Here is a 23,014-nt window from a genome sequence, read left to right as displayed (position 1 = left end):
TACCGAATCAATTTGCGTATCCGCAAAATTGTTCCTACACTTTTCGTCGATGACTTCAAGCACTGCAGAGCCCGTCGTGGCTGACTTCCTCGTGATCGGCGGCGGCATCGCCGGGGCCTCGGTGGCCCACTGGCTCGCTCCGCACGCACGCGTGATCCTTCTCGAACGCGAATCGCAACCGGGCTACCACTCCACCGGCCGGTCCGCCGCCCTCTTCATGGAAAGCTACGGCACAGCGCAGGTGCGCGCCCTCACCATGGCGAGCCGCGCCTTCCTCGAACACCCGCCCGAAGGCTTCAGCGAGCATCCGCTGCTCACGCCGCGCGGCGCGATGATGGTCGCGGGCGCGGAACACATGGCCGAGCTCGAAGCCCACTGGGAAGTGCTGCGCGCCATGGACACCGGCGCCTCCCGCCTGAGCGGCGAGCAGGCGCGCGAGATGGTGCCCGCGCTGCGCCCCGAACAGGTGCTGGGCGCCGTGTACGAGCCCGACGCCGCCGACATGGACGTGCACGCCATCCACCAGGGCTACCTGCGCGGCATGCGCCGCGCGGGCGGCAGGCTGGTGTGCGATGCGGGCGTGACGGCCATCGAGCGCGTGGGCGAACGCTGGCGCGTCGAAGCCGGCGGCTCAGTCTACGAAGCGCCCGTGGTTCTCAACGCCGCCGGCGCATGGGTCGACACCATCGCCCGCATGGCCGGCGTGCCTCCGCTGGGCATCGAGCCGCGCCGGCGCTCTGCCTTCATCTTCGCTCCGCCCGAAGGCCAGAGCGTGGCGCACTGGCCGATGGTGTTCGGCGCCGACGAAGGCTGGTACATCAAGCCCGACGCCGGCATGCTGCTGGGCTCGCCGGCCAATGCCGACCCGGTCGAGCCGCAGGACGTGCAGCCCGAGGAGATGGACATCGCCATCGCCATGCACCGCATCGAGGAGGCGACCACGCTCTCCATCCGCCGCCCCACGCGCACCTGGGCCGGCCTGCGCTCCTTCGTGCCCGACGGCGACCTGGTCGGCGGCTTCGAGCCCGGCGTGCCCGGCTTCTTCTGGGTGGCGGCACAGGGCGGCTACGGCATCCAGACCTCGGCTGCCATGGGCGAGGCCTGCGCCGCGCTCGCGCGCGGGCTGCCGCTGCCGGAGCGCATCGCCTGCTTCGGGCTCACGGCGGAAATGCTGGGTCCGCAGCGGCTGCGTGCGGCCGCGGGCTGAGCCCGGCCTGCTTCTCACAACAACCACACAAACACTCCACGAGGTTCGACCATGCGCGTCTTCAGTGCTTCCCTGGCCACCGAAACCAACACCTTCGGCCCGATGCCGACGGGTCTCGCCTCCTTCAAGGACCGCGGCTACTTCCCCGCCGGCAAGCACCCCGAGGCGATGACGCTCTTCTCGGGCCCGCTGTGGGCCGCCCGCATGCGCGGCGCCGACAAGGGCTGGACGCTGTTCGAAGGCATGGTGGCCGGCGCGCAGCCCAGCGGCACCACCACGCGCCACGCCTACGAGACGCTGCGCGACGAGCTGCTGAACGACCTGCGCGCCGTGCTGCCGGTCGACATGGTGCTGCTCGGCCTGCACGGCGCGATGGTCGCCGACGGCTACGACGACTGCGAAGGCGACCTGCTGGCGCGCGTGCGGCAGATCGTCGGGCCCGACGTGGTGATCGGCGCGGAGCTCGATCCGCACAACCACCTCACGCCCGAGATGATCTCCAACGCCGACGTCATGATCTCCTTCAAGGAGTACCCGCACACCGACGTGCTCGAACGCGGGCTGGAGCTGGTCGACATCTGCGCCGCCGCGGTCGAGGGCAAGGTGCGTCCGGTGGCGGCGGTGGTCGACTGCGACATGATCGTCACCGTCCACACCTCGCGCCAGCCGGCGCGCGGCTTCGTCGAGCGCATGCAGTCGCTCGAGGGCAAGGACGGCGTGCTCTCTATCTCGCTCACGCACGGGTTCTCTTGGGGCGACGTGCCCGAGATGGGCACCAAGGTGCTGGTCTACACCGACGGCGACAAGGCCAAGGCCGACATGCTGGCGCGCCAGCTCGCCGACGAGGTCATCGCGATGCGCGACGGCCTCACCGTGAACTACCCCGGCATCGATGCATCGCTCGACGAGGCACTGGCCTTCGAGGGCGGCCCGGTGGTGATCTCCGACGGTGCCGACAACCCCGGCGGCGGCGCCGCGAGCGACTCCACATTCATCCTGCGACGCATGGTCGAACGTGGCATCGCCAACGCGGCGCTGGGCCCGCTGTGGGACCCGATCGCGGTGCGCATCGCCTTCGACGCCGGCGTGGGCGCGAAGCTGCCGATGCGCATCGGCGGCAAGATCAGCCCCCTGTCCGGCAACCCGCTCGACCTCGAATGCACCGTGAAGGCGCTCAAGCACGACCTGGTGATGACCGGCCTGGCCGGCACGCCCACGCTGATGGGCGACAGCGCGCTCGTCGAGGCCAACGGCATCGAGATCGTGCTGATCACGCTGCGCAACCAGGCGATGGGCACCGACCTGTTCACGCAGCTCGGTTGCGACCTCTCAGCGAAGAAGATCATCGTCGTGAAGTCGTCGCAGCATTTCTACGCGTCGTACTCCAAGGTGGCGAAGCACGTCATCTATGCGGGCGCGCCGGGCGCCGTCACGCTCGACCTGAACACGCTGCCCTATCGCAAGGCCCGCCTGCCGAAGTGGCCGATCGGCGTCGCGGCCTGAGGCCTCCTTCTCTCGCCTTCCTTTCCTGCTGCCTTCCCTCACCGGAGAACCGACGATGAAACGACGGACGCTTGGCGCTCTCGCCGCCCTGGCCCTTTCCACCGCCTTCGCGGCGAGCCTTCCCGCGCATGCCCAGACGCCGCAGCCCAAGACGCTGAAGGTGGTGGCGCATGCCGACCTGAAGATCCTCGACCCGACCTTCACCACCGCCTACATCTCGCGCAACTTCGGCTACATGGTGTACGACACGCTCTTCGCGCAGGACGCGAACGGCAAGCCGCAGCCGCAGATGGTGGAGAAGTACACCGCCTCGAAGGACGGCAAGCAGTGGAGCTTCACGCTGCGCCCCAACCTCAAGTTCTCCGACGGCAGCGCAGTCACCTCGGCCGACGCGGTCGCGTCGCTGCAGCGCTGGGCCGCGCGCGACAGCCTCGGCCGCGCCATGGCGGCCAGCGGCGCCGAGTGGAAGGCGACGGACGCGCGCACCTTCACGCTCACGCTCGCCGAACCCTTCGGCATGGTGCTCGACGCGCTGGCGAAGCCCTCGGGCTTTCCGCCGGTGGTGCTGCCCGAGCGGCTGGCGAAGCTGCCGGCCACCGCGCCGCTGACCGAAGTGCTGGGCTCCGGCCCGTACGTGTTCAAGCGCGACGAATGGGTGCCGGGCAACAAGGCCGTGTTCGTGCGCAACCCCAACTACGTGGCGCGCAGCGAACCGCCGAGCGGCCTGGCCGGCAGCAAGAAGAGCAACTTCGACCGCGTCGAGTGGCTCTACCTGCCCGACGCCAACAGCGCGGTGGCGGCCCTCAAGCGCGGCGAGGTCGACATCATCGAGCAGCTGCCGCCCGACTACATCGCGCCGCTGCGCACCGACACGGGCGTGAAGATCGGCTCCGGCGGCGCCTACCAGGGCTTCCTGGTGATGAACCAGCTGCATCCGCCCTTCAACAATCCGAAGGTGCGCCAGGCACTGCTGCAGGCCGTGAGCCAGGAGCGCTTCATGGCGGCCATGGGCTTCCCGCTGGACATGCGCATGGCCTACTGCGCCACCTATTTCATCTGCGGCAGTCCCAACGACACCGCGGCCGGCGCCGAGCCCTATCGCAAGGCCGACGTCGCCAAGGCCAAGAAGATGCTCGCCGACGCCGGCTACAAGGGCGAGAAGGTGGTGCTGCTGGTACCCAGCGACGTGCCCTACCTGAACGCCGAGGCGCTGATGGCCGCGCAGACCATGAAGAGCATCGGCCTGAACGTCGATGCCCAGACCATGGACTGGGCTTCCATCGGCGCGCGCCGCGCCAAGCGCGATGCACCCGACGCCGGCGGCTGGAACATCTACGTCACCGTGGCCGGCGAGTTCGACGCCAACTCGCCCATCAGCAACGCCTACCTGAGCGCAGCCTGCGGCAACACCCTGCCCGGCTGGCCCTGCGACAAGCAGCTCGACGACCTGCGCAACGCCTGGCTGAAGGAGACCGTGCCCGCCAGGCGCAAGGAACTGCTCGACGCCTTCCAGGCCCGCGCCTACGAGGCCGTGCCGTACATCAACGCCGGCCAGTACTCGGCCGCCTTCGCCGCGCGCACCAGCCTGAAGGGCCTGGACAAGCTCTGGTCCGGCATGCCGACGGTCTGGGCGCTCGACAGGCAGTAAGGGCCGGAAGGACACCGCCATGGGCTACATCGTTCGACGCTTCATCGCGACCCTGCCCGTCATGGCGGTGGTGGCCGTGGTGGTGTTCCTGCTGATCCACCTCTCGCCGGGCGACCCGGCCGCGCTCATCGCGGGCGACCTCGCCACCACCGAAGACATCGAGAAGCTGCGCGCCGCGCTCGGCCTGAACCTGCCGCTGTGGCAGCAGTTCGGGCTGTGGATCGGCAAGCTCTTCACCGGCGACCTGGGCACTTCGATCTTCACGCAGATGCCCGTCACGCAGCTGCTGGGCCAGCGGCTGGAACCCACGGTGTCGATCGCCGCGCTGACCATGCTCATCACGCTGGTGGTGTCGGTGCCGCTGGGTACGCTCGCGGCCTACCGCGCGGGCAGCTGGATCGACCGGCTGGTGATGCTCTTCGCGGTGCTGGCCTTCTCGGTGCCCGTCTTCCTGGTGGGCTACCTGCTGGTCTACAGCTTCGCGATCCAGCTGCCGTGGTTTCCGGTGCAGGGCTACGTGCGTTTCGCCGAGGGCCCGGGCGAGTGGCTGCGCTCGCTGGTGCTGCCCTGCGTGAACCTGGCCCTGGTCTACATCGCGCTGGTGACGCGCATGACGCGCGCCACCGTGCTCGAAGTGCTGCACGAGGACTACATCCGCACCGCGCGCGCCAAGGGCCTGGGCGTGCTGCCGGTGCTGGGGCATGCGCTGCGCAACGCGGCCATTCCCATCGCCACCACCGTGGGCGCGGGCATCGCGCTGCTGATCGGCGGCGTGGTGGTCACCGAGACGGTGTTCGCCATTCCCGGCGTGGGCCGCCTGGTGATCGACTCGGTGCAGCGGCACGACTACCCCGTGATCCAGAGCGTGCTGCTGCTGTCGGCGGGCGTGTACGTGCTGATCAACCTGCTGATCGACCTGAGCTACCGGCTCTTCGATCCGCGAATCCAGTACTGAACCCGCAATGTCCTCCGTACTTCCCATGAGCGACATCGACGTGCCCGCGACGCCTGCCCAAGCCGAAGTCGCGCCGCCGGCCGAGGCCCCCTTCGTTCCGCCGCGCCTGCGCTGGCTGCGCAAGCACCCGACGCTGATCGTCGGCGCGCTGCTGCTGATCGCGGTGGCGGCGCTTTCCATCGCCGCGCCGTGGATCGCCACGCACGACCCGCAGGACATCGACCCGCTCGCGCGCATGCAGCTGCCCTCGGCCGAGCACTGGTTCGGCACCGACGCGCTGGGGCGCGACGTATTCAGCCGCGCCGTGTGGGGCGGACGGGTGTCGATGATCGTCGGCGCCTCGGTGGCGCTGCTGGCCACCTTCCTCGGCGTCGCGCTGGGGCTGGTGGCGGGCTTCGTGCGATGGGCGGACGGGCCGATCATGCGGGTGATGGACGGGCTCATGGCCATCCCGGGCATCCTGCTGGCGATCGCGCTGATGGCCGTGACCCGCGCCAGCCTGACGACGGTGATCGTCGCCATCACGGTGCCGGAGATTCCGCGCGTGGTGCGGCTGGTGCGCTCGCTGGCGCTCACCCTGCGCGAGCAGCTCTTCGTGGAGGCCGCGCATGCGGTGGGCACGCGCCTTCCGGTGATCCTGGTGCGCCACGTGCTGCCGAACACCGTGGCGCCGCTGATCGTGCAGGCCACCTTCGTGGCCGCCGCCGCCGTGCTGACGGAGGCTGCGCTGTCCTTCCTCGGCGTGGGCGTGCCTTCGCAGACGCCGAGCTGGGGCAACATGATGGCCGAGGGCCGCAACTTCGTGGCGGTGGCGTTCCACATCATCCTGTACCCGGGCCTGCTGCTGGCGGCCACGGTGCTGGCCATCAACCTGCTGGGCGACGGCCTGCGCGACGCGCTGGACCCGCGCCTGGCACGGCAACTGTGAAGGACGGCAGGCCATGACGATACCCATGTCCCACACCGCGCTCGCACCCGGCGAGCCGCTGCTCGAAGTCGACAACCTGCGCACGCACTTCCACACTCTCGCGGGCGTGGTGCGCTCGGTCGACGGCGTTTCCTATACGGTGCGCGCTGGCCGCACGCTCGGCGTGGTCGGAGAGTCGGGCTGCGGCAAGAGCGTCACCGCCCTGTCGATCCTGCGGCTGGTGCCCACGCCGCCCGGCCGTCACATGGGCGCCGTGCGGCTGCGCGGCACCGACCTGATGCGGCTGAGCGAGCGCGAGATGCGCCAGATCCGCGGCAACCGCATCTCGATGATCTTCCAGGAGCCGATGACCTCGCTGAACCCGGTGCTCACCGTGGGCCGGCAGATCGCGGAGACAGTGCAGCTGCACCAGAAGGCCAGCCGCGCCGACGCGATGAAGCGCGCGGTCGAGATGCTGCGCGTGGTGCAGATTCCCGAGCCCGAGCGCCGCGTGAACGAGTACCCGCACCAGCTCTCCGGCGGCATGCGCCAGCGCGTGATGATCGCGCTGGCCCTGGCCTGCAACCCCGAGGTGCTGATCGCCGACGAGCCGACGACCGCGCTGGACGTGACCATCCAGGCCCAGATCCTCGACCTCATCAAGCGGCTGCAGAAGGAACTGGGCATGGGCGTGGTGATGATCACGCACGACCTCGGCGTGGTCGCCGAGAGCTGCGACCGCGTGGTCGTCATGTACGCCGGGAGGAAGGTCGAGGAAGCCGACGTGGTCGATCTGTTCGACCGCCCGCTGCACCCCTACACCCGTGCACTGATGGCCTCGATGCCCGCCATGAATACCGCGAGCACGCGGCTCACCGAGATTCCGGGGCTGGTGCCGGCCGCGCACGAGCTGGGCCGAGGCTGCGCCTTCGCGGCACGCTGCAGCCAGGCGCGCGAACGCTGCCGCGCCGAAACGCCGCGGCTGACGCAGCAAGGCGGCGACCACGTGGTGGCCTGCTTCGCCGTCGAGGAGAACTGGGCCGGTGCCGAGGAGATCGCCGCATGACGACAACCGCTGCAACGCCCTTGCTGAAGGTGCGTGACCTGCGCAAGCACTACACCACGCCCAAACGCTGGCTGCGGCCGGCCAGGCCGTCGATCCAGGCGGTGAACGGCGTCTCCTTCGACGTCGCGCGCGGCGAGACGCTGTCGCTGGTCGGCGAATCGGGCTGCGGCAAGACGACCACGGCCAAGTCGGTGATGCGGCTGGTCGAGCCGACCTCGGGCTCGGTGCAGCTCGAAGGCCGGGAGCTGCTGTCGCTCTCGGCCGAGGACATGCGCATGCGCCGGCGCGATTTGCAGATCATCTTCCAGGACCCGTATGCCTCGCTGAATCCGCGGCTGACGGCCGGAGACATCGTGGCGGAACCGCTGCGCAACTTCGGCATGGGCGCGGCCGCCGAGCGGCGCGAACGCGTGCAGTGGCTCTTCTCGCGTGTGGGGCTGCGGCCCGAGGCGGCGAAGAAGTTTCCGCACGAGTTCTCGGGCGGGCAGCGGCAGCGCCTGGGCATCGCGCGCGCCCTGGCGCTGAACCCGAAGCTGATCGTGTGCGACGAGCCGGTGTCCGCGCTCGACGTGTCGGTGCAGGCGCAGGTGGTCAACCTGCTGATGGACCTGCAGGCCGAGTTCGGCATCGCGTACCTCTTCGTCGCGCACGACCTCGCGGTGGTGCGGCACATCAGCCACCGCGTCGCCGTGATGTACCTCGGCCACATCGTGGAGATCGCCGACCGCGACACGCTGTTCTCGGCGCCGCTGCATCCGTACACCGAGATTCTCCTGTCGGCCGTGCCGGTGCCCAACCCGCGCACGCCGGCGCGCCGCATGCTGCTGCAGGGCGATCCGCCGAGCCCGGCCAACCCGCCCTCGGGCTGCCGCTTCCACACCCGCTGCCCGATGGCGCAGGCCGTGTGCAAGGAGAAGGCGCCGGAGCTCGGCGAGCGGCCTTCGTCGTCCGCGAACGGAAGCCACCTGGTCGCCTGCCATTTCCGCTGAAGAGAGACAAGAAACTCGAAAGAAAGGATTCCCCCGTGTCCGACAAGCTCCCCCACTACGAACTGCTGATCCGCGGCGGCACCGTGATCGACGGCACCAAGGCTCCGCGCTTCGACGCCGACGTCGGCATCGTCGGCGACCGCATCGTCGCCATCGGCAAGCTCGCGGGCCACACGGCGGAACAGACGATCGACGCCAGCGGCCGCATCGTCGCGCCGGGCTTCATCGATTCGCACACGCACGACGACCAGGCGGTGCTGTCTCAGGCGCAGATGCCGTTCAAGGTGTCGCAGGGCGTGACGACCGTGGTGGCGGGCAACTGCGGCATCAGCGCCGCGCCGCTGCGCGCCGACATGGACCTGCCGATGCCGCTGAGTCTGCTCGATTCGCCCGCCGAGGGCCGCTTCACCAGCTTCGCCGCGTACCTCGATGCGCTGCGTGCCACGCCTTCATCGGTGAACGTCGCTGCGATGGTGGGCCATTCGACATTGCGCGCGGTCGCCATGTCCGACCTCGACCGACCGGCGAACGAAGCCGAGATCAAGGCCATGCAGGCGATGGTCGAGGAAGCGATGCAGGCCGGCGCCATCGGCCTGTCGACCGGCACCTTCTACCCGCCGGCGGTGAAGGCGACGACCGAGGAGATCATCGAGGTCGGCCGCCCGCTCACTTCGCGCAAGGCGCTTTACGTGACGCACATGCGCGATGAGAGCGACCGCGTGATGGAGTCGCTGGAGGAAACCTTCCACATCGGGCGCGCTCTGGGCATTCCGGTGGTGGTGTCGCACCACAAGGTGCAGAACACGCGCAACTTCGGCAAGACGAAGGTCACGCTGCCCTTCATCGAGGAAGCGATGAAGCACCAGTGCATCGGGCTCGACTGCTACCCCTACACCGCCGGCTCCACCATGATCCGCACCGACCGCGGGATGATGGAAGGCCGCGTGCTCATCGCCTCGAGCGTGCCGCACCCCGAATGCGCGGGCCGCGACCTGAAGGACATCGCGGCCGAATGGGGCGTGTCGGGCGAAGAGGCGGCGAAGCGGCTGCAGCCCGGCAGCGCGATCTACTTCATGATGGACGAGGACGACGTGCAGCGCATCCTCGCCTTCGACGAGACCATGATCGGCTCCGACGGCATCCCGCTGGGCGACAAGCCGCATCCGCGCCTGTGGGGCACCTTCCCGCGCGTGCTGGGGCACTACAGCCGCGACGTCGGCCTGTTCCCGCTGGAGACGGCGGTATGGAAGATGACAGGGCTCACCGCACGCAACTTCGGCCTGCACGAGCGCGGCACGCTGAAGCCGGGCCACCACGCCGACGTGGTGATCTTCGATGCCGCGACGGTGCGCGACGCCGCGAACTACGAATCACCGATGCAGCCGGCCGAAGGCATCGATGCGGTGATCGTGAACGGCGCCCCCACCTGGCGCAACGGGGCGCACTGCGGGGTGCGCAACGGGCAGGTGATCACGCGGCGCTAGCGAACAGCCCCTCTGCGGGGATGCCCTGGAGCCCGCAGCGACACAAGGAAAGTGAAAGTTCGCGAAGCCGGGCGAGCCCTTCAATCGGGCGCGTTCATCACGCGGTCGAATTCCTCATCGGCCGGCACGTTGTCCGCGTCGAGTTCGCTCGCATCGGAAAGATCGATGCCCGTTTCCTCCGAGAGATCGTCGCCCACGTCGGTGTCGGGCTCCTCGAAGTCGTCGACGGGCAGGTCGTCCTCATCGTCTTCGGCGGGTGAAGCGGATCGCGCGGTGGCGTTCATGATCTGTTCCTCGGCTTGTTTCTGACAGGCCCCCTATGGTGCGCCTGTTTGGGCCGTTGCGGATCATCCGGCGCGAGGTGTCGGTGTCGGAAAGTTTCGCGCGCCGGCCTGAAGATCAGTCCTTGTGCACGTGGCCATGCTCCCCGTGGCCGGGGTCGTCATGGCCGTGCTCGTGCCCGTGCTCGCCGTGCGCGAGACGGCTGACCAGCGTGACCAGCGCAATGCCCGCCACCAGCCAAAGGATCTGCGCGGCCGTCTGGCGCGCGGGCAGGCGCTTCTGCAGCTGCGGGATCAGGTCGGCGAGCGCCACGTAGACGAAGCTGCTGCCAGCCAGCACCAGGAAGTACGGCAGCAGGCCGTGGAGCTGGTCGACCAGCCACCAACCCACGATGCCGCCCAGCGCGGTCATGGTGCCGGCGAGCGACACCTTCACCAGCGCCGCGCGCTGGTTGGCGGAACTCTGTCGCAGCACGACGAGGTCGCCGATGTGGTGCGGGATCTCGTGCGCCAGCACCGCGAGCGCGGCCACGATGCCTAGGCGCAGGTCGGCGGTGAAGGCGGAGGCGATCAGGATGCCGTCGCCGAAGCAGTGCACGCTGTCGCCGGTGAGCACGGCCCAGCCACCCGTGCGGGGGCCGTGGCTGTGGTCATGATCGTGTGCATGGACATGGCCGTGGTGGTGATCGTGGCCGTCTGCCGCGCCCTTCTTCTCTTCGCCATGATGGTGCTCGTGCCCGTGGTGCCACAGCTCCGCCTTGTCGAGCAGGAAGAAGAACACCAGCCCGAACAGCAGCACGCCGAACAGCAGCCCGGGCTCGATGCGGCTTTCGAAGGCCTCGGGCAGCAGGTGCATGAATGCGGTGGCGAGCAGCGCGCCGGCCGCCAGGCTCAACAGGTGCTGCGGGTTCACGCCGCCCGAGCCGCTGCGCACCCCCACCTTCAACAGCAGGGCCGCGACCCACACGCTTCCGATACCGGCAACCAGGGTCGCCGCGATGATGACTATCAAATTCATAGCTGCTTGCGCAAGAAAGACGGCCGCTGGAACTTTTCCGGGGCCGCATACCGATCATAAAAAGAGAAAGGCCGTCACGAGGACGGCCTTCGGCGGGGTTGGCTGACGGGCGCCGTCTTCAGGCGACGCCGTTGGCTTTGAACCAGGCCGTGGCACGCTGCCAGCCGTCTTCCGCCGCGCTCTTCACATAGCTGGGTCGGTAGTCGGCATGGAACGCGTGGCCCGCTTCGGGATACACGACGAAGTTCGAGGCCTTGGCCGCCGGGGTTCCGGTTGCCAGAGCTGCTTTCATCTTATCAACCGTGTCAAGGGGGATGCCCTGGTCTTTTCCGCCATAGAGGCCGAGCACCGGCGCCTGCAGGCTGGCGGCGACATCGACCGGGTGCTTCGGCGTCAGCTCGCTGGCCTGGCCGACCAGGCGGCCATACCAGGCCACGCCCGCCTTGACCTTGCCGGTGGCCGCATAGAGCCAGACGATGCGCCCGCCCCAGCAGAAGCCGGTGATGCCGGCCTTGCTGGTGTCGCCGCCGTTGGCCTTGGCATAGGCCAGTGCGCCGTCGAGGTCGGCCATGACCTGCGCGTCGGGCACCTTGGAGACGATGTCGGCCTGCAGCTTCGGGATGTCGGTGTAGCCGCGCGGGTCGCCCTGGCGCGCGTACAGCTCGGGGGCGATGGCCAGGTAGCCGAGCTTGGCGAAGCGGCGGCAGGTGTCGGCGATGTATTCGTGCACGCCGAAGATCTCCTGGATCACCAGGATCACCGGCAGGCCGGTCTTTCCGGCGGGCGCCGCCGCATAGGCGGGCACCTCGAAGTCCCCGACGGCGTACTTGATGGGGCCGGCCTTCAGGCCGTCGGCCGGGGTGCTGATGGCGGTCTGCGCCCTCACCGGCATCACGGCTGCGGCATAGCCCACGCCGATGGCGGCCTTGAGGGCGGTGCGGCGCGTGGCACCCTGCTCGGTGCTGTCGCCGGGGCGAAGCGAATCGAAGTCGGAACGGCTGTCGTCGTCGAGAGGCATGTATCGGGCTCCGGTTGGATCGTCGGACAAGGGACGTGGCGTTGTGGAAAAACGCACGCCGCAATGTAGGCGAAATCGGCCGCTGCCCCTATGTCCCCCAAACTTCAATGGGGTTGGCGCGCCCCGTAGGCCCGCCGGGCCAGCGCCGCCGCGAGCACCTGCGCCGGGTCGACCAGGTCGAGCCCCGCCACCGCGGCCGAACCCTGCAGGCCCAGCGGCACCTCGGTGCAGCCCATGATGATGGAGACCGGGCCGTGCCGCTCGGCCAGCCTCAGCGCGACCTCCGAGAAGCATTGCTCGGCCAGCAGCATGTTGCCGGCCTTCACGCCGTCGAAGATGCCTCGCGTGATGGCCTGGCGCTCATCGGGCAAAGGGATGTGGCAGCCCAGTCCGGCCTCGGCCAGCGCCTGCTCGTAGAGCCGCACGCGGTAGGTGCCCTCGGTGGCCATCAGCGCCACTCCGGTCGCGCCCTGGCGGGCCAGGTGCTGTGCCGTCTCGCGCGCCATGTGCAGCAGCTCGACCTGCGGAAAGCGCTCCTGAAGGCTCGCGTGCCAGGCATGGGCCGTGTTGCAGGCGATGGCCACGGCACGGCTGCCGAGCGCGGCGAGGCGGCCCAGCGCCTGCAGCATCGGCTCCAGCGGCTGGTGCGCACCCTGTTCGGGAGAAGCCAGCGCGTCGGTGCGGTCGGGAACCGGCACCTGGGCCAGCCAGTGCTCGGGAAAGGACTGGTCGCGCACCGCTTCGCCGCGCGCGCGCAGCTGCTGCGCGCAGGCCTGCACGAACAGCCGCACGAAGTCGGCGCCGGCCGCCGGGCCCATGCCGCCAAGAATGCCGACGACGTTGGTCGAACTCATGATCTCTCTGTCTCTATCTCTGTTTCAGGAATACCGCGGAACCGGCTTCGCCGGCCCGCTGGTATTGCCCCCGGAAGGGGGAAGGCGTGCGCGACGCGAAGTGCGCGCAGCCCGGGGGTGGACTCAAGTCGCGGGCTTGTCGCTGAGGGCCTTGAGGTTTTCCTTCAGCTGCGGGCTCATCGGCAGGTTCAGCGGCACGTTCTTCGGGGGGATCGGCTGCATGAACCACTTGTTGTAGAGCTTCTCGAACTCGCCGCTCTTCATCAGGCCCGCGAAGGTGTCGTCCACCAGCTTCTTGAAGGCAGGGTCGTCCTTCGGCAGCATGCAGGCGTAGGGCTCCACCTGCAGCGAGTCGCCCACCACTTCGTAGTCGCCCGGCGTCTTGGCGTTGGCGATCAGGCCGTACAGCAGGATGTCGTCCATGGCGAAGGCCACGACACGGTCGCTCTCGAGCAGCAGAAACGCGTCGGCGTGGTCCTTGCCGAGCACGATGTCCATGCCAAGGTTCTTCTCGATGTTGTACTTGCGCATGACCAGCACATTGGTGGTGCCCGTGGTGCTGGCGATGGTCTTCTTCGCGAGGTCGGCGTAGTTCTTGATGTTGGAGGACTTCTTCACGAGCAGGCGAGTGCCGGTATAGAAGTGGTTGATGGCGAAGGCCACTTCCTTGCCGCGTGCGGTGTTGTTGGTGGTGGAGCCGCACTCCAGGTCGATGGTGCCGTTGGTGATCAGGGGAATGCGGTTCTGCGAGGTCACGGGCATCAGCGCCACCTGCAGGTCAGGCTTGTTCAGCTTCTTCCTCACCGCCTCGACCACGGCATTGGAAAGATCGACCGCCATCCCGATCGGCTTGCCGGGCCCTTCGAGGTAGCTGAAGGGCACCGACGACTCACGGTAGGCCAGCGTGATCTTGCCGGACTGCGCGATCTTGGCGAGCGTGTCGGCAGCCTGGGCGCCCGTGGAGGCGAAGAGCAGCGAGGCAGCGATGGAGGCCACGGAGGCCATCAGGACGGAGCGTTTCATTCGGGCCCTCATACGGTTGAACTGAACAGGCGGCCAGTGTAGGAAGGGGACAAATGAAACGACAAATTCCAATAGCAGGCCGGGCCATGCCCAAAGGTTATGGGCGGGGGCGCTTTTGGCATTTCCGGCTCCGGCCGCGCGCGCCTACAGTCGCGTTCACTGTTCTCGACTCATCTCCGGAAAGCTGCCCCATGCATGTGTGTGTGCTCGGCGCCGGCATCGTGGGCCTGGCGACCGCCTGGCAGCTCGACCGCCAGGGCCATCAAGTCACCGTGATCGACCGCGCCGCCCCCGGCTCGGGCGCCAGCGGCGGCAATGGCGCGCAGCTGAGCTACTCCTACGTGCAGCCGCTGGCCGATCCGTCGATCTGGAGGCAGCTGCCCAAGCTGCTGCTGTCGTCCAGCTCGCCGCTGAAGCTGCGCCCGCAGCTCGATCCGCTTCAATGGCGCTGGGGCATGGAGTTTCTCGCAGCCTGCAACGCGCGCACCTCGCGCGAAACCACCGCGCGGCTGCTGGAGCTGGCCGCATCGAGCCGCATCGAGTTCGAGGCCATGCGCGCCGAACTCTCGCCCGACTGCGATTTCTCCGCCACCGGCAAGCTGGTGCTCTACGCCAGCACAGCATCGCTCGAAAGCGCGCGAGCGCAGCTCGAACTGCAGCGCACCATGGGCAGCGAGCAGCGGCTGGTGACGCCCGAGGAATGCATTGCGATCGAGCCTGCGCTCGCCGGCTACCGCGACAGGATGGCAGGCGCCGTCTACACGCCGAGCGAATGCGCGGCCGACTGCCTCAAGGTCTGCACCGAGCTGGCGAAGGCCCTGGCCGAGCGCGGCGTGCGCTTCATCTCCGGCACGGAGGTGAGCAGCTTCGTGCGCAGCGCAAGCCGCGTCGCCGCGGTGCGCACCGGCAATGGCGACGTGGAAGCCGATGCCTTCGTGATGGCGCTGGGCTCGGCCTCGCACAAGCTGGGGCGCGCGCTCGGAGCCTACCTGCCGGTGTATCCGCTCAAGGGCTACAGCATCACGGTGGAGGTCGACGCTGCCCCCGGCGCCGCCCCGCGCGTGAACGTGACCGACAGTGCGCGCAAGGTGGTGTTCGCGCGCATCGGCTCGCGCCTTCGGGTGGCGGGCATGGCCGAACTGGTAGGGCACGACGCGAGCATTCCGGCCACGCGCATCGAAACGCTGGCGGCCGCCACGCGCGCCCTCTTCCCGCATGCGAGCCGGCTCGAAGAGCTGCACCCGTGGACCGGCATGCGCCCCGCCACACCCAAGGGCCTGCCGATCATCGGCCGGCTGGACGGCGCACCTTCGAACATGCTGTTCAACACCGGCCACGGCGCACTGGGCTTCACGCTGGCCTTCGGTTCGGCGCTGCGCGTCGCGCAGGCCTTGGGAGCCTAGGCCCTAGATCGTTTCCTGGATCGCCTGCTGCATGCAGCGGGTGATGCCGCGCACCGCCACCGAATCGGGCCGCGCCGCGAAGCGCAGAGCGCGGATAGGCACCGGGATGTGCGGCTCCAGCATCAACACGTCGACCTTCTCGCGGTCGGCCGAGCGCGCGGTGCAGCCGTCGACCAGCGCAATGCCGATGCCATGGTGCGCCATGGCCAATGCCGCGTGGTAGGTCTGCACCGTCACCACCGCCTGCTGGAAGCCCACACCCGCCTGCCGGCAGGCCTGGCTCAGGCTGGTGCCCACGGGGTCGCGGCTGTCTAGGCCGATCACCGGCCGGTCCACGAGGTCGTGCAGCGCAACCGAGCCGTTGCGCACCAGCGCCCGCGGCAGCATGCCCTTGGGCGCGATGCACACCATGCGGCTGTCGGCCAGCGTCTCCTGCGTGAGCGAAGGATGCACCGCCGGGCTGAATGCGAAGCCCACGTCGGCCTCCTGCAGCAGCAGCGCCGACATGATCTGCGGCGAATGCAGCGACTCCACCGTGATCGCATAGCCCGGATGCTTCTCCCGGAATGCCTTGAGCGCGCGCGGCAGGATGTCGTAGCTCAGCGCCAGCACGCTCAGGATGCGCAGCTCGCCCGTGTCGCCCGCGGTGCGCAGGTTGGAGGCGAGCCGCTGCACCTCGTCGAGCTGCGCGAAGAGCCGCTCGATGTGCGGATACAGCGTGAGCGCCTCGGTGGTCGGCGTGAGCCGTCCCTTGGCGCGCTGGAACAGCGGAAAGCCCAGCTGCAGCTCAGCATGCTGCAGCGTGCGGCTCACCGCCGGCTGCGTGATGTTGATGAGCCGCGCCGCCGCGCTCACGCTGCCCGTGAGCATGATCGCGTTGAAGACTTCGATGTGGCGCAGTCGCATCGCGAGCGAAGGGGTCAGTTGCCCACTGGCGCCTTGCCGCGGGCGATGTCCATCACCATGCGCGTGCCGAGGTAGAGGCGCGGCTCGATCGAGTTGATCAGCACGTACTCGGCATCGGCCGAGTGCGCGCCGAAGCCCTGCAGGCCGAAACGCTCGATGACCGGCGCCTTGGTCTTCAGCGCGGCGAAGGCGGCGTCGGTGCCGCCGCCGGCGGCCTTGTCGTCCGCGCCCAGCGGCAGGCCGAGCTCGTCCTTGTAGATCTGCTGGGCGTGCCGGGCCAGTGCGCGCGAGGCGTCGGTGGCTTCCAGCGGCGGACGGCGCCGCTCGAACTTCAGCTCCACCTTGGCCTCGGGAATGAGCTGCTTCTTCACCCGCTCGTTCACCTGCTGCTCGATGCGGTCGTAGTCGCTCACCTTGAGCACGCGCACGTCGGCGCCCGCGGTGGCGCTGGCCGGGATCACGTTGCGGTTGCTGCCCGACTTGGAGATGGTCCAGTTCATCTTCAGGCCCGTGGCCGGGTCGGACAGGTCGCGCATCTGCAGGATCTGGTGCGAGAGCTCGTACAGCGCATTCACGCCCAGCTCCGGCGCCGAGCCCGCATGCGAGGCCTTGCCGGTGACGTTCAGCGTGACCGAGGCGATGCCGGCCGTGGCGAGCGAGAGCTTGTCCTCTTTGATGTAGGCGCCCTCGAACGACAGCACCGCATCGTGCTCGCCGCCCATGCGCGTGATGAGCGCGCGTGCGCCGGGCGAGCTGATCTCCTCGTCGCCGTTGATGAGCACGGTGAGGGTGCCGTAATCCTTGAACTTCATCGCCTGCAGCATCGACACGATGTGCGTGATGACGGCCACGCCCTGCTTGTCGTCGGCGATGCCCAGGCCGTAGGCCTTGTCGCCGTCGATGCGGAAGGGCTGCCTGTTGATCATGCCCACGGTGTAGACCGTGTCCATGTGCGCGATCAGCAGAATCTTCTTCTTGCCGGTGCCCTTGAAGGTGGCGCGCACAACGCGGCCGATCTTCTCGGGCGTGTCTTCCATGCGGTAGGCCTCCGCGCTGGGGTCGATCAGCTCGACCTCGCCGCCGAGCGCCTTGAACTTCGCGGCGATGAGATCGGAGATCTTCTCGAGGCCGTCGAGATCGCGGCTGCCGGACTCGATGGAGACCAGCTCCTTCAGCGTGTCGAGCAGGGCCGGCTTTTCCTTGGCCGCGAGCGCTGCGACGTTGGCATCGGGCGCCGCGAAAGCGCTGCCGACGAAGGCGGCGCAGACGGCGGCGAGCAGGAATCCGCGTTGCGGGAATCGGTTCTTCATGTGCTGTGGTTTCTTTCTTCTCTGGCTGGCTGGTTGCCGCGTGCTTGTCCGTTCCCTGCTGTGTCTTCTTTTTCTTGCCTGTGTGCCGACTCGCGCCGCGTCGCGCTGACTCGTCAGTGCGCCTTGTCCCAGTTGGGACCGACACCGATCTCGGCCAGCAGCGGCACCTTCAGCGAAGCGACGCCCGCCATGATGCGCGGGATCTCGGTGCGCACCCATTCGATCTCGGCCTCGGGCACCTCGAACACCAGTTCGTCGTGCACCTGCATGATCATCCGCGTGGCGCGCTTCTCCTCGTCAAGCACGTTCTGTACCTTGACCATGCTGAGCTTGATGAGGTCGGCCGCGGTGCCCTGCATCGGCGCGTTGATGGCCGCGCGCTCGGCGCCACCGCGGCGCGGGCCGTTGGGCGAATTGATCTCGGGCAGGTACAGGCGCCGGCCGAACACGGTCTCGACGTAGCCCTGCTCCTTGGCCAGCGCCTTGGTCTCGTCCATGTAGGCCTTCACGCCCGGATAGCGCGCGAAGTAGCGCTCGATGTAGGAGGCCGCAGCCTTGTTCTCGATGCCCAGGTTCTTGGCGAGCCCGAAGCTGCTCATGCCGTAGATCAGGCCGAAGTTGATGACCTTGGCGTAGCGGCGCTGTTCGCTCGACACCTGGTCGGGCGTGGAGCCGAACACCTCGGCGGCCGTCGCGCGGTGCACGTCGATGCCTTCGGTGAACGCACGCAGCAGCGATTCGTCGCCGCTGATGTGGGCCATGATGCGCAGCTCGATCTGCGAGTAGTCGGCGCTGGCGATCACGCTGCCCGCCGGCGCCACGAAGGCCTCGCGCACGCGCCGGCCTTCGGGCGTGCGGATCGGGATGTTCTGCAGGTTCGGGTCGTTGCTGCTCAGGCGGCCCGTGACGGCCACCGCCTGCGCATAGTGCGTGTGCACTCGGCCGGTACGCGGGTTGGCGAGCTGGCCGAGCTTGTCGGTGTAGGTGCCCTTGAGCTTGGAGAGGCTGCGGTGCTCGAGGATCTTGGCCGGCAGCGGGTAGTCTTCGGCCAGCTTCTCGAGCACCTCTTCGTCGGTGCTGGGCGCTCCGCTCGGCGTCTTCTTGACCACGGGCAGGCCCAGCTTGGTGAAGAAGATCTCCCCGATCTGCTTGGGCGAGCCGAGGTTGAAGGGCTGGCCCGCGATCTCGTAAGCCTCCTGCTCCAGCTCCATGATGCGCTTGCCGAGCTCGTGGCTCTGCGCGGCCAGCGTGGGTGCGTCGATCAGCACGCCGTTGCGTTCCACGCGGTAGAGCGCCTCGCTCGAATCCATCTCGAGCTGGTAGATGAAGCGCAGCTTCTCGTCGGCCTGCAGGCGCGGCCAGAGCGTGTTGTGCACGTCCAGCGTCTGGTCGCTGTCCTCGCACGAATACTCGGCGGCCTTGGCGATGTCGACCTGGCTGAACGGGATCTGGTGCGCGCCCTTGCCGCACAGGTCTTCGTACGAGATGCCGCTGCGGCCCAGGTGGCGCTCGGCGAGGCTCGAAAGGCCGTGCGGCTTGTGCACCTCGAGCACGTAGCTCTGCAGCATGGTGTCGTGCGCGTAGCCCTGCACCTCGATGCCGTGGTTGGCGAACACGTGCCGGTCGTACTTGATGTGCTGGCCGAGCTTCTTCTTCGCGCCGTTCTCCAGCCAGGGCCGGAGTTTCGCGAGCACCTCGTCGAAGGGCAGCTGCTGCGGCGCATCGGGGTAGTTGTGCATCAGCGGGATGTACGCGGCCTCGCCCGGGGTGACGCTGAAGCTGATGCCGACGATCTGCGCGACCATCTCGTCGAGCGAGTTGGTCTCGGTGTCGATGGCGGCGAGATCCGCCGCCTCGAGCTTGGCGAGCCAGGCGTCGAGCTGCTCCCAGGTCGTGATGGTCTCGTACTTCAGGTTGCTCGCGGGAGAGGCGGCCTCCAGCGCCTGCATCTCGGAAGGCTCGTCGAACAGGCCGCCCTGGTCGGCATCGGCCTTGCCGGAAGCCGCCTTCTTCCTGAGGTTTTCCTCGATCAGCTCGGGCGGCACAGCCTGCGCCTCGAGCCCCTTGACCAGGCTCTTGAACCCGAACTTCTCGTAGAAGGGCTTCAACTCGGCCGTCTGCGGTGCGCCCACCGGCAGGCCTTCGAGCGAGGGCAGGCCCGTGACGTGGCCGTCGAGGTCGCAGTCGGTGCGGATGGTCACCAGGCGCCGGCTCAGCGGCAGCTGCCCGAGGGCGTTGCGCAGGTTCTCGCCCGCGGCGCCCTTCACCTCGGCGGCGCGCTCGATCAGCGCGTCGAGCGAGCCGTATTCGAGCAGCCACTTGGCGGCCGTCTTGGGGCCGACCTTGGGCACGCCGGGCACGTTGTCGACCGAGTCGCCCACCAGCGTCTGGTAGTCGATCATCAGGCTGGGCGGCACGCCGAACTCGGCCGTGACGCCGGCCACGTCGCGCTTCTTGCCGTTCATCGTGTCGATGATGGTGATGTGCTCGTCGACCAGCTGGCTCAGGTCCTTGTCGCCGCTGGAGACGATGACCTCGACGCCCTGCGAGGCGGCGATCCGGGCGAGCGTGCCGATGACGTCGTCGGCCTCCACGTCGGGCACGCTGAGCACGGGCCAGCCGAGCAGCTTCACCACTTCATGGATGGGTTCGATCTGGCTGCGCAGGTCGTCGGGCATGGGCGAGCGGTTCGCCTTGTACTCGGGGTACCAGTCGTCGCGGAAGGTCTTGCCGGGCGCGTCGAAGATGCAGGCGGCGTAGTCCGCTCGCACCTCGCGGCGCAGCGCGGTCATCATGTTGATCATTCCCCGGATGGCGCCGGTCGCCGGGCTCTTCGGGTCGCCGGGCACGGCCCGAAGGTCGGGCATGGCGTGGAAGGCGCGGTAGAGGTAGCTCGAGCCATCGACGAGCAGCAGCGTTTTCTTGTCGGTCATCGGGCCATTTTGCCGTGCCCGCGCCGGCGCCCGGAACCACGACGGCGCGAGGTGTCAACCGACGGTCCGCAAGCGGCTGCGAGCCTACAATGCTTGCATGCCTAGCTCCACACTCCTGGTCGCCCGCCGCATCCTGCTGGCGCTGGCCTTCGCAACCCCCTTTGCCGCCGTGCAGGCGCAGCAGGCCACGCCCGCCCCCGCGGCGGCTCCGGCCGAGGCGCTCCCAAATCAGGAGCAGGCCAAGGCCGAGGGCCGACGCAACCAGAAGGTGGAGAACATCCACACCGAGGACAGCGGAGCCTCGGTCGACGAAGTGCGCTATGGCGGCCGCACCCAGAGCATCAACGTCAAGCCCAAGTCGAACATGCCCGGCTACGAGGTGCTGCCGGCAGATGCCGCTACCGGCCGCCAGGGTTCGAGCGAAACCGGCGCCAACGGCCCCCGTGTCTGGAACGTGCTGAAGTTCTGACCGCAATGAGGCCTTCCGTTCTGGTTTTCGCGGCAGCAATGCGGCGCTGAGTACCGCTATGGCAGTTTTTACCGAAGTCGGCTTCGGCGAGGCCGACGCGCTCGTCCAGAGCCTGGGGCTGGGCCCGCTGCGCGAGCTGCGCGGCATCGAGGGCGGCATCGAGAACACCAACTACTTCGCGACCACCGAGTCCGGCGAGTTCGTGCTGACACTGTTCGAGCGCCTGAGCGCCGAGCAGCTGCCCTACTACCTTTGCCTGATGAAGCATCTGGCGGACGCCGGCCTGCCGGTACCTGCCCCGGTGGCGCAACCCGAGCCCGATACGGCAGGCAAGGCCCGCAAGGGACAGCCCACGCCCCCCGCCGAGGCCGCCGCGTCCTGCGACCTGCTGCACGTCGTCGCCGGCAAGCCGGCTGCGGTGGTGCAGAAGCTCTCGGGCCGCAGCGAGTTGGCCCCGACCGCGGCGCACTGCACCGAACTGGGCTCGATGCTGGCGCGCATGCATCTCGCGGGGCGCGACTACCCCCGCATCCAGCCGAACCTGCGCGGCCTGCCCTGGTGGAACGAGACGGTGCCGGTGGTGCTGCCGTACATCGAGGAATCACAGGCGAACCTGCTGCGCGCCGAGCTGGCCTACCAGAATCACATCGCAGAATCGTCGGCCTATGCGGCGCTGCCGCGCGGCCCGGTGCACGCCGACATGTTCCGCGACAACGTGATGTTCGCGACCGACGGCGAGCCCGGCGCTGCCCCGCGGCTGACGGGCGTGTTCGACTTCTACTTCGCCGGCACCGACACCTGGCTGTTCGACCTGGCCGTGTGCCTGAACGACTGGGCCATCGACCTGCCCACCGGCCGCCACGATCCCGAACGCGCCGATGCGCTGCTGTCGGCCTACGAGTCCGTGCGTGCGCTGAACGCGTCCGAGCGCGCCCTGCTGCCCGCGATGCTGCGCGCCGCGGCGCTGCGCTTCTGGATCTCGCGGCTCTGGGACTTCCATCTGCCTCGCGAGGCGAGCATGCTCAAGCCCCATGACCCCACGCACTTCGAGCGCGTGCTGCGTGAGCGCGCCACCCATCCGCATGCCATGGCGCAGGCCCTCGAGCCGCTGCTGGCTGCCTGACCTGCACACATGAAACTCAACCTCGTGCCGGCGCGAACCGGCGTGGAATGGGTCCGCCTAGGGCTCAAGAACTTCTGGCGGCAGCCGCTGGCCTTCGTGTCGCTGTTCCTGATGTTCATGGCGCTGATCTCGACGATCTCGCAGCTGCCGGTCATCGGCAGGTTCCTTCCCTTCGTACTGCTGCCCTTCTCCACGCTGGGCTTCATGGTAGCGGCCTCGGTGGCCGACGCCTCCGCCAGCGACAAGGCTGCCGAAACGGACGGCACGTCCGGCCCGAGGAAGCCGACCGGCGCGCTCATGTTCCTGTCGGTGGCGCGGGCCATGCGGGCGGAATGGCGCTCGCTGGCAGTGCTCGGCGTGATCTCGGCGGTGTACTGTCTGCTGACGGTCTTCGTGACCGCGGTCGTCGATGGCGGCCAGTTCATGCGCAGCTACTTCGCCGGCGAGGCCCCTGCCAAGGAGGTGATGGAAAGCAGCCGCTTCCAGCTGGCCAACCTGCTGCAGATGTGCCTCACCCTGCCGCTGATCGCCGCCATCTGGCATGCGCCCGCGCTGGTTCACTGGCACCGCGTCGAGCCGGTGAAGAGCATCTTCTTCAGCCTGGTCGCGATGTTCCGAAACTTCGGCGCCTATGCGCTGTACTGGCTGGCGTGGTGCGGCGTGCTGCTGCTCGGCCTGCTGGCAGCGGCGCTGGTGGGCACCATCGTGATCGGCGTGGGCTCGCTGGGCTCCGACACCGGCGCGATGACGGCCGGCAACCTGCTGATGCTCGGCACCGTGCTGACGCTCGCGGCGATGACCCAGGCATCGAACTGGTTCACCTTCCGCGACACCTTCTACCCCGACTGATCGCCGCCTCCGCCGCGGCAGGCACGGCAGCTTGACTGCCGCCGCCCGCTATCCGTTGGACCGCCGGA

The 23,014-nt window shown here is 68.5% G+C and carries 20 protein-coding genes; 12 read left to right on the top strand and 8 right to left on the bottom strand.

Annotated elements, in window-relative coordinates:
* The first annotated feature begins 49 nt into the window (after positions 1-49).
* The 8 genes from ACTJLF_RS10600 to ACTJLF_RS10565 are packed head-to-tail and all read left to right on the top strand — an operon-like array spanning position 50 to position 9,759.
* Entirely contained in the window at positions 50-1,207 is a 1,158-nt protein-coding gene (locus ACTJLF_RS10600; protein WP_440883045.1) for an NAD(P)/FAD-dependent oxidoreductase, read from the top strand.
* Positions 1,208-1,258: 51 nt separating this feature from the next.
* On the top strand, positions 1,259-2,710 hold the full coding sequence (locus ACTJLF_RS10595) for a M81 family metallopeptidase (protein WP_440883044.1): 1,452 nt from the start codon (positions 1,259-1,261) through the stop codon (positions 2,708-2,710).
* Between the two features lie 55 nt (positions 2,711-2,765).
* Positions 2,766-4,358, top strand: coding sequence for an ABC transporter substrate-binding protein (locus tag ACTJLF_RS10590; RefSeq protein ID WP_440883043.1), 1,593 nt, complete (start codon positions 2,766-2,768; stop codon positions 4,356-4,358).
* A gap of 19 nt (positions 4,359-4,377) precedes the next feature.
* Positions 4,378-5,313 (top strand): ABC transporter permease, encoded by a 936-nt coding sequence (locus ACTJLF_RS10585; protein WP_007831166.1) that lies wholly within the window; start codon positions 4,378-4,380, stop codon positions 5,311-5,313.
* A 7-nt stretch (positions 5,314-5,320) separates the two neighbouring features.
* Positions 5,321-6,241 (top strand): ABC transporter permease, encoded by a 921-nt coding sequence (locus ACTJLF_RS10580; RefSeq protein ID WP_405054333.1) that lies wholly within the window; start codon positions 5,321-5,323, stop codon positions 6,239-6,241.
* A 13-nt stretch (positions 6,242-6,254) separates the two neighbouring features.
* A complete protein-coding gene (locus ACTJLF_RS10575; RefSeq protein ID WP_126185433.1) occupies positions 6,255-7,286 on the top strand; it encodes an ABC transporter ATP-binding protein in 1,032 nt (343 codons plus the stop codon).
* The gene (locus ACTJLF_RS10570) at positions 7,283-8,275 is read left to right on the top strand and encodes an ABC transporter ATP-binding protein (RefSeq protein ID WP_019654705.1); all 993 of its coding nucleotides are present in this window, start codon (positions 7,283-7,285) and stop codon (positions 8,273-8,275) included. The genes ACTJLF_RS10575 and ACTJLF_RS10570 overlap by 4 nt, the downstream gene beginning before the upstream one ends.
* Before the next feature lie 35 nt (positions 8,276-8,310).
* On the top strand, positions 8,311-9,759 hold the full coding sequence (locus tag ACTJLF_RS10565; protein WP_440883042.1) for an N-acyl-D-amino-acid deacylase family protein: 1,449 nt from the start codon (positions 8,311-8,313) through the stop codon (positions 9,757-9,759).
* 80 nt (positions 9,760-9,839) lie between these two features.
* Here the strand turns inward: ACTJLF_RS10565 and ACTJLF_RS10560 are convergent, their stop codons facing one another.
* The 5 genes from ACTJLF_RS10560 to ACTJLF_RS10540 all read right to left on the bottom strand — a co-directional run bounded on the left by ACTJLF_RS10560 (position 9,840) and on the right by ACTJLF_RS10540 (position 13,953).
* Positions 9,840-10,043 (bottom strand): hypothetical protein, encoded by a 204-nt coding sequence (locus ACTJLF_RS10560; protein ID WP_019654703.1) that lies wholly within the window; start codon positions 10,041-10,043, stop codon positions 9,840-9,842.
* Positions 10,044-10,158: 115 nt separating this feature from the next.
* Positions 10,159-11,058 (bottom strand): ZIP family metal transporter, encoded by a 900-nt coding sequence (locus ACTJLF_RS10555; RefSeq protein ID WP_440883041.1) that lies wholly within the window; start codon positions 11,056-11,058, stop codon positions 10,159-10,161.
* 118 nt (positions 11,059-11,176) lie between these two features.
* Positions 11,177-12,076: a dienelactone hydrolase family protein gene (locus ACTJLF_RS10550; protein ID WP_126185430.1), complete on the bottom strand. Its 900-nt coding sequence runs from the start codon at positions 12,074-12,076 to the stop codon at positions 11,177-11,179.
* Between the two features lie 104 nt (positions 12,077-12,180).
* Complete coding sequence (locus ACTJLF_RS10545) at positions 12,181-12,930, bottom strand: aspartate/glutamate racemase family protein (RefSeq protein WP_440883040.1); 750 nt, start codon at positions 12,928-12,930, stop codon at positions 12,181-12,183.
* Positions 12,931-13,053: 123 nt separating this feature from the next.
* Positions 13,054-13,953 (bottom strand): transporter substrate-binding domain-containing protein, encoded by a 900-nt coding sequence (locus ACTJLF_RS10540; RefSeq protein WP_440883039.1) that lies wholly within the window; start codon positions 13,951-13,953, stop codon positions 13,054-13,056.
* Positions 13,954-14,144: 191 nt separating this feature from the next.
* Between ACTJLF_RS10540 and ACTJLF_RS10535 the strand changes: the two genes are divergently transcribed.
* Positions 14,145-15,356, top strand: coding sequence for a D-amino acid dehydrogenase (locus tag ACTJLF_RS10535; protein ID WP_416492274.1), 1,212 nt, complete (start codon positions 14,145-14,147; stop codon positions 15,354-15,356).
* A 3-nt stretch (positions 15,357-15,359) separates the two neighbouring features.
* On the opposite strand, the gene ACTJLF_RS10530 is transcribed toward ACTJLF_RS10535, so the two are convergent.
* The 3 genes from ACTJLF_RS10530 to polA form a co-directional block, all read right to left on the bottom strand.
* The gene (locus tag ACTJLF_RS10530) at positions 15,360-16,262 is read right to left on the bottom strand and encodes a LysR family transcriptional regulator (protein WP_019654697.1); all 903 of its coding nucleotides are present in this window, start codon (positions 16,260-16,262) and stop codon (positions 15,360-15,362) included.
* A gap of 14 nt (positions 16,263-16,276) precedes the next feature.
* On the bottom strand, positions 16,277-17,572 hold the full coding sequence (locus tag ACTJLF_RS10525) for a M20/M25/M40 family metallo-hydrolase (protein WP_440883038.1): 1,296 nt from the start codon (positions 17,570-17,572) through the stop codon (positions 16,277-16,279).
* Positions 17,573-17,685: 113 nt separating this feature from the next.
* Positions 17,686-20,505: a DNA polymerase I gene (gene polA, locus ACTJLF_RS10520; RefSeq protein WP_184605552.1), complete on the bottom strand. Its 2,820-nt coding sequence runs from the start codon at positions 20,503-20,505 to the stop codon at positions 17,686-17,688.
* 97 nt (positions 20,506-20,602) lie between these two features.
* On the opposite strand from polA, the gene ACTJLF_RS10515 reads away from it, so the two are divergent.
* Genes ACTJLF_RS10515 through ACTJLF_RS10505 form a run of 3 tightly spaced genes read left to right on the top strand, consistent with a single transcriptional unit; the run spans position 20,603 to position 22,946 of the window.
* Entirely contained in the window at positions 20,603-20,974 is a 372-nt protein-coding gene (locus ACTJLF_RS10515) for a hypothetical protein (protein ID WP_019654694.1), read from the top strand.
* 58 nt (positions 20,975-21,032) lie between these two features.
* Positions 21,033-22,097: a homoserine kinase gene (locus ACTJLF_RS10510; RefSeq protein ID WP_126185424.1), complete on the top strand. Its 1,065-nt coding sequence runs from the start codon at positions 21,033-21,035 to the stop codon at positions 22,095-22,097.
* A gap of 9 nt (positions 22,098-22,106) precedes the next feature.
* Entirely contained in the window at positions 22,107-22,946 is an 840-nt protein-coding gene (locus ACTJLF_RS10505) for a BPSS1780 family membrane protein (protein ID WP_354407159.1), read from the top strand.
* The last annotated feature ends 68 nt before the right edge of the window (positions 22,947-23,014 follow it).

Origin of the sequence: Variovorax sp. 22077 (genome assembly GCF_052044195.1) — a bacterium.
GTDB lineage: Bacteria > Pseudomonadota > Gammaproteobacteria > Burkholderiales > Burkholderiaceae_C > Variovorax > Variovorax atrisoli.
The sequence above is the reverse complement of the archived record's forward strand: the minus strand, read 5'-3'. Positions and strand labels throughout refer to the sequence as shown.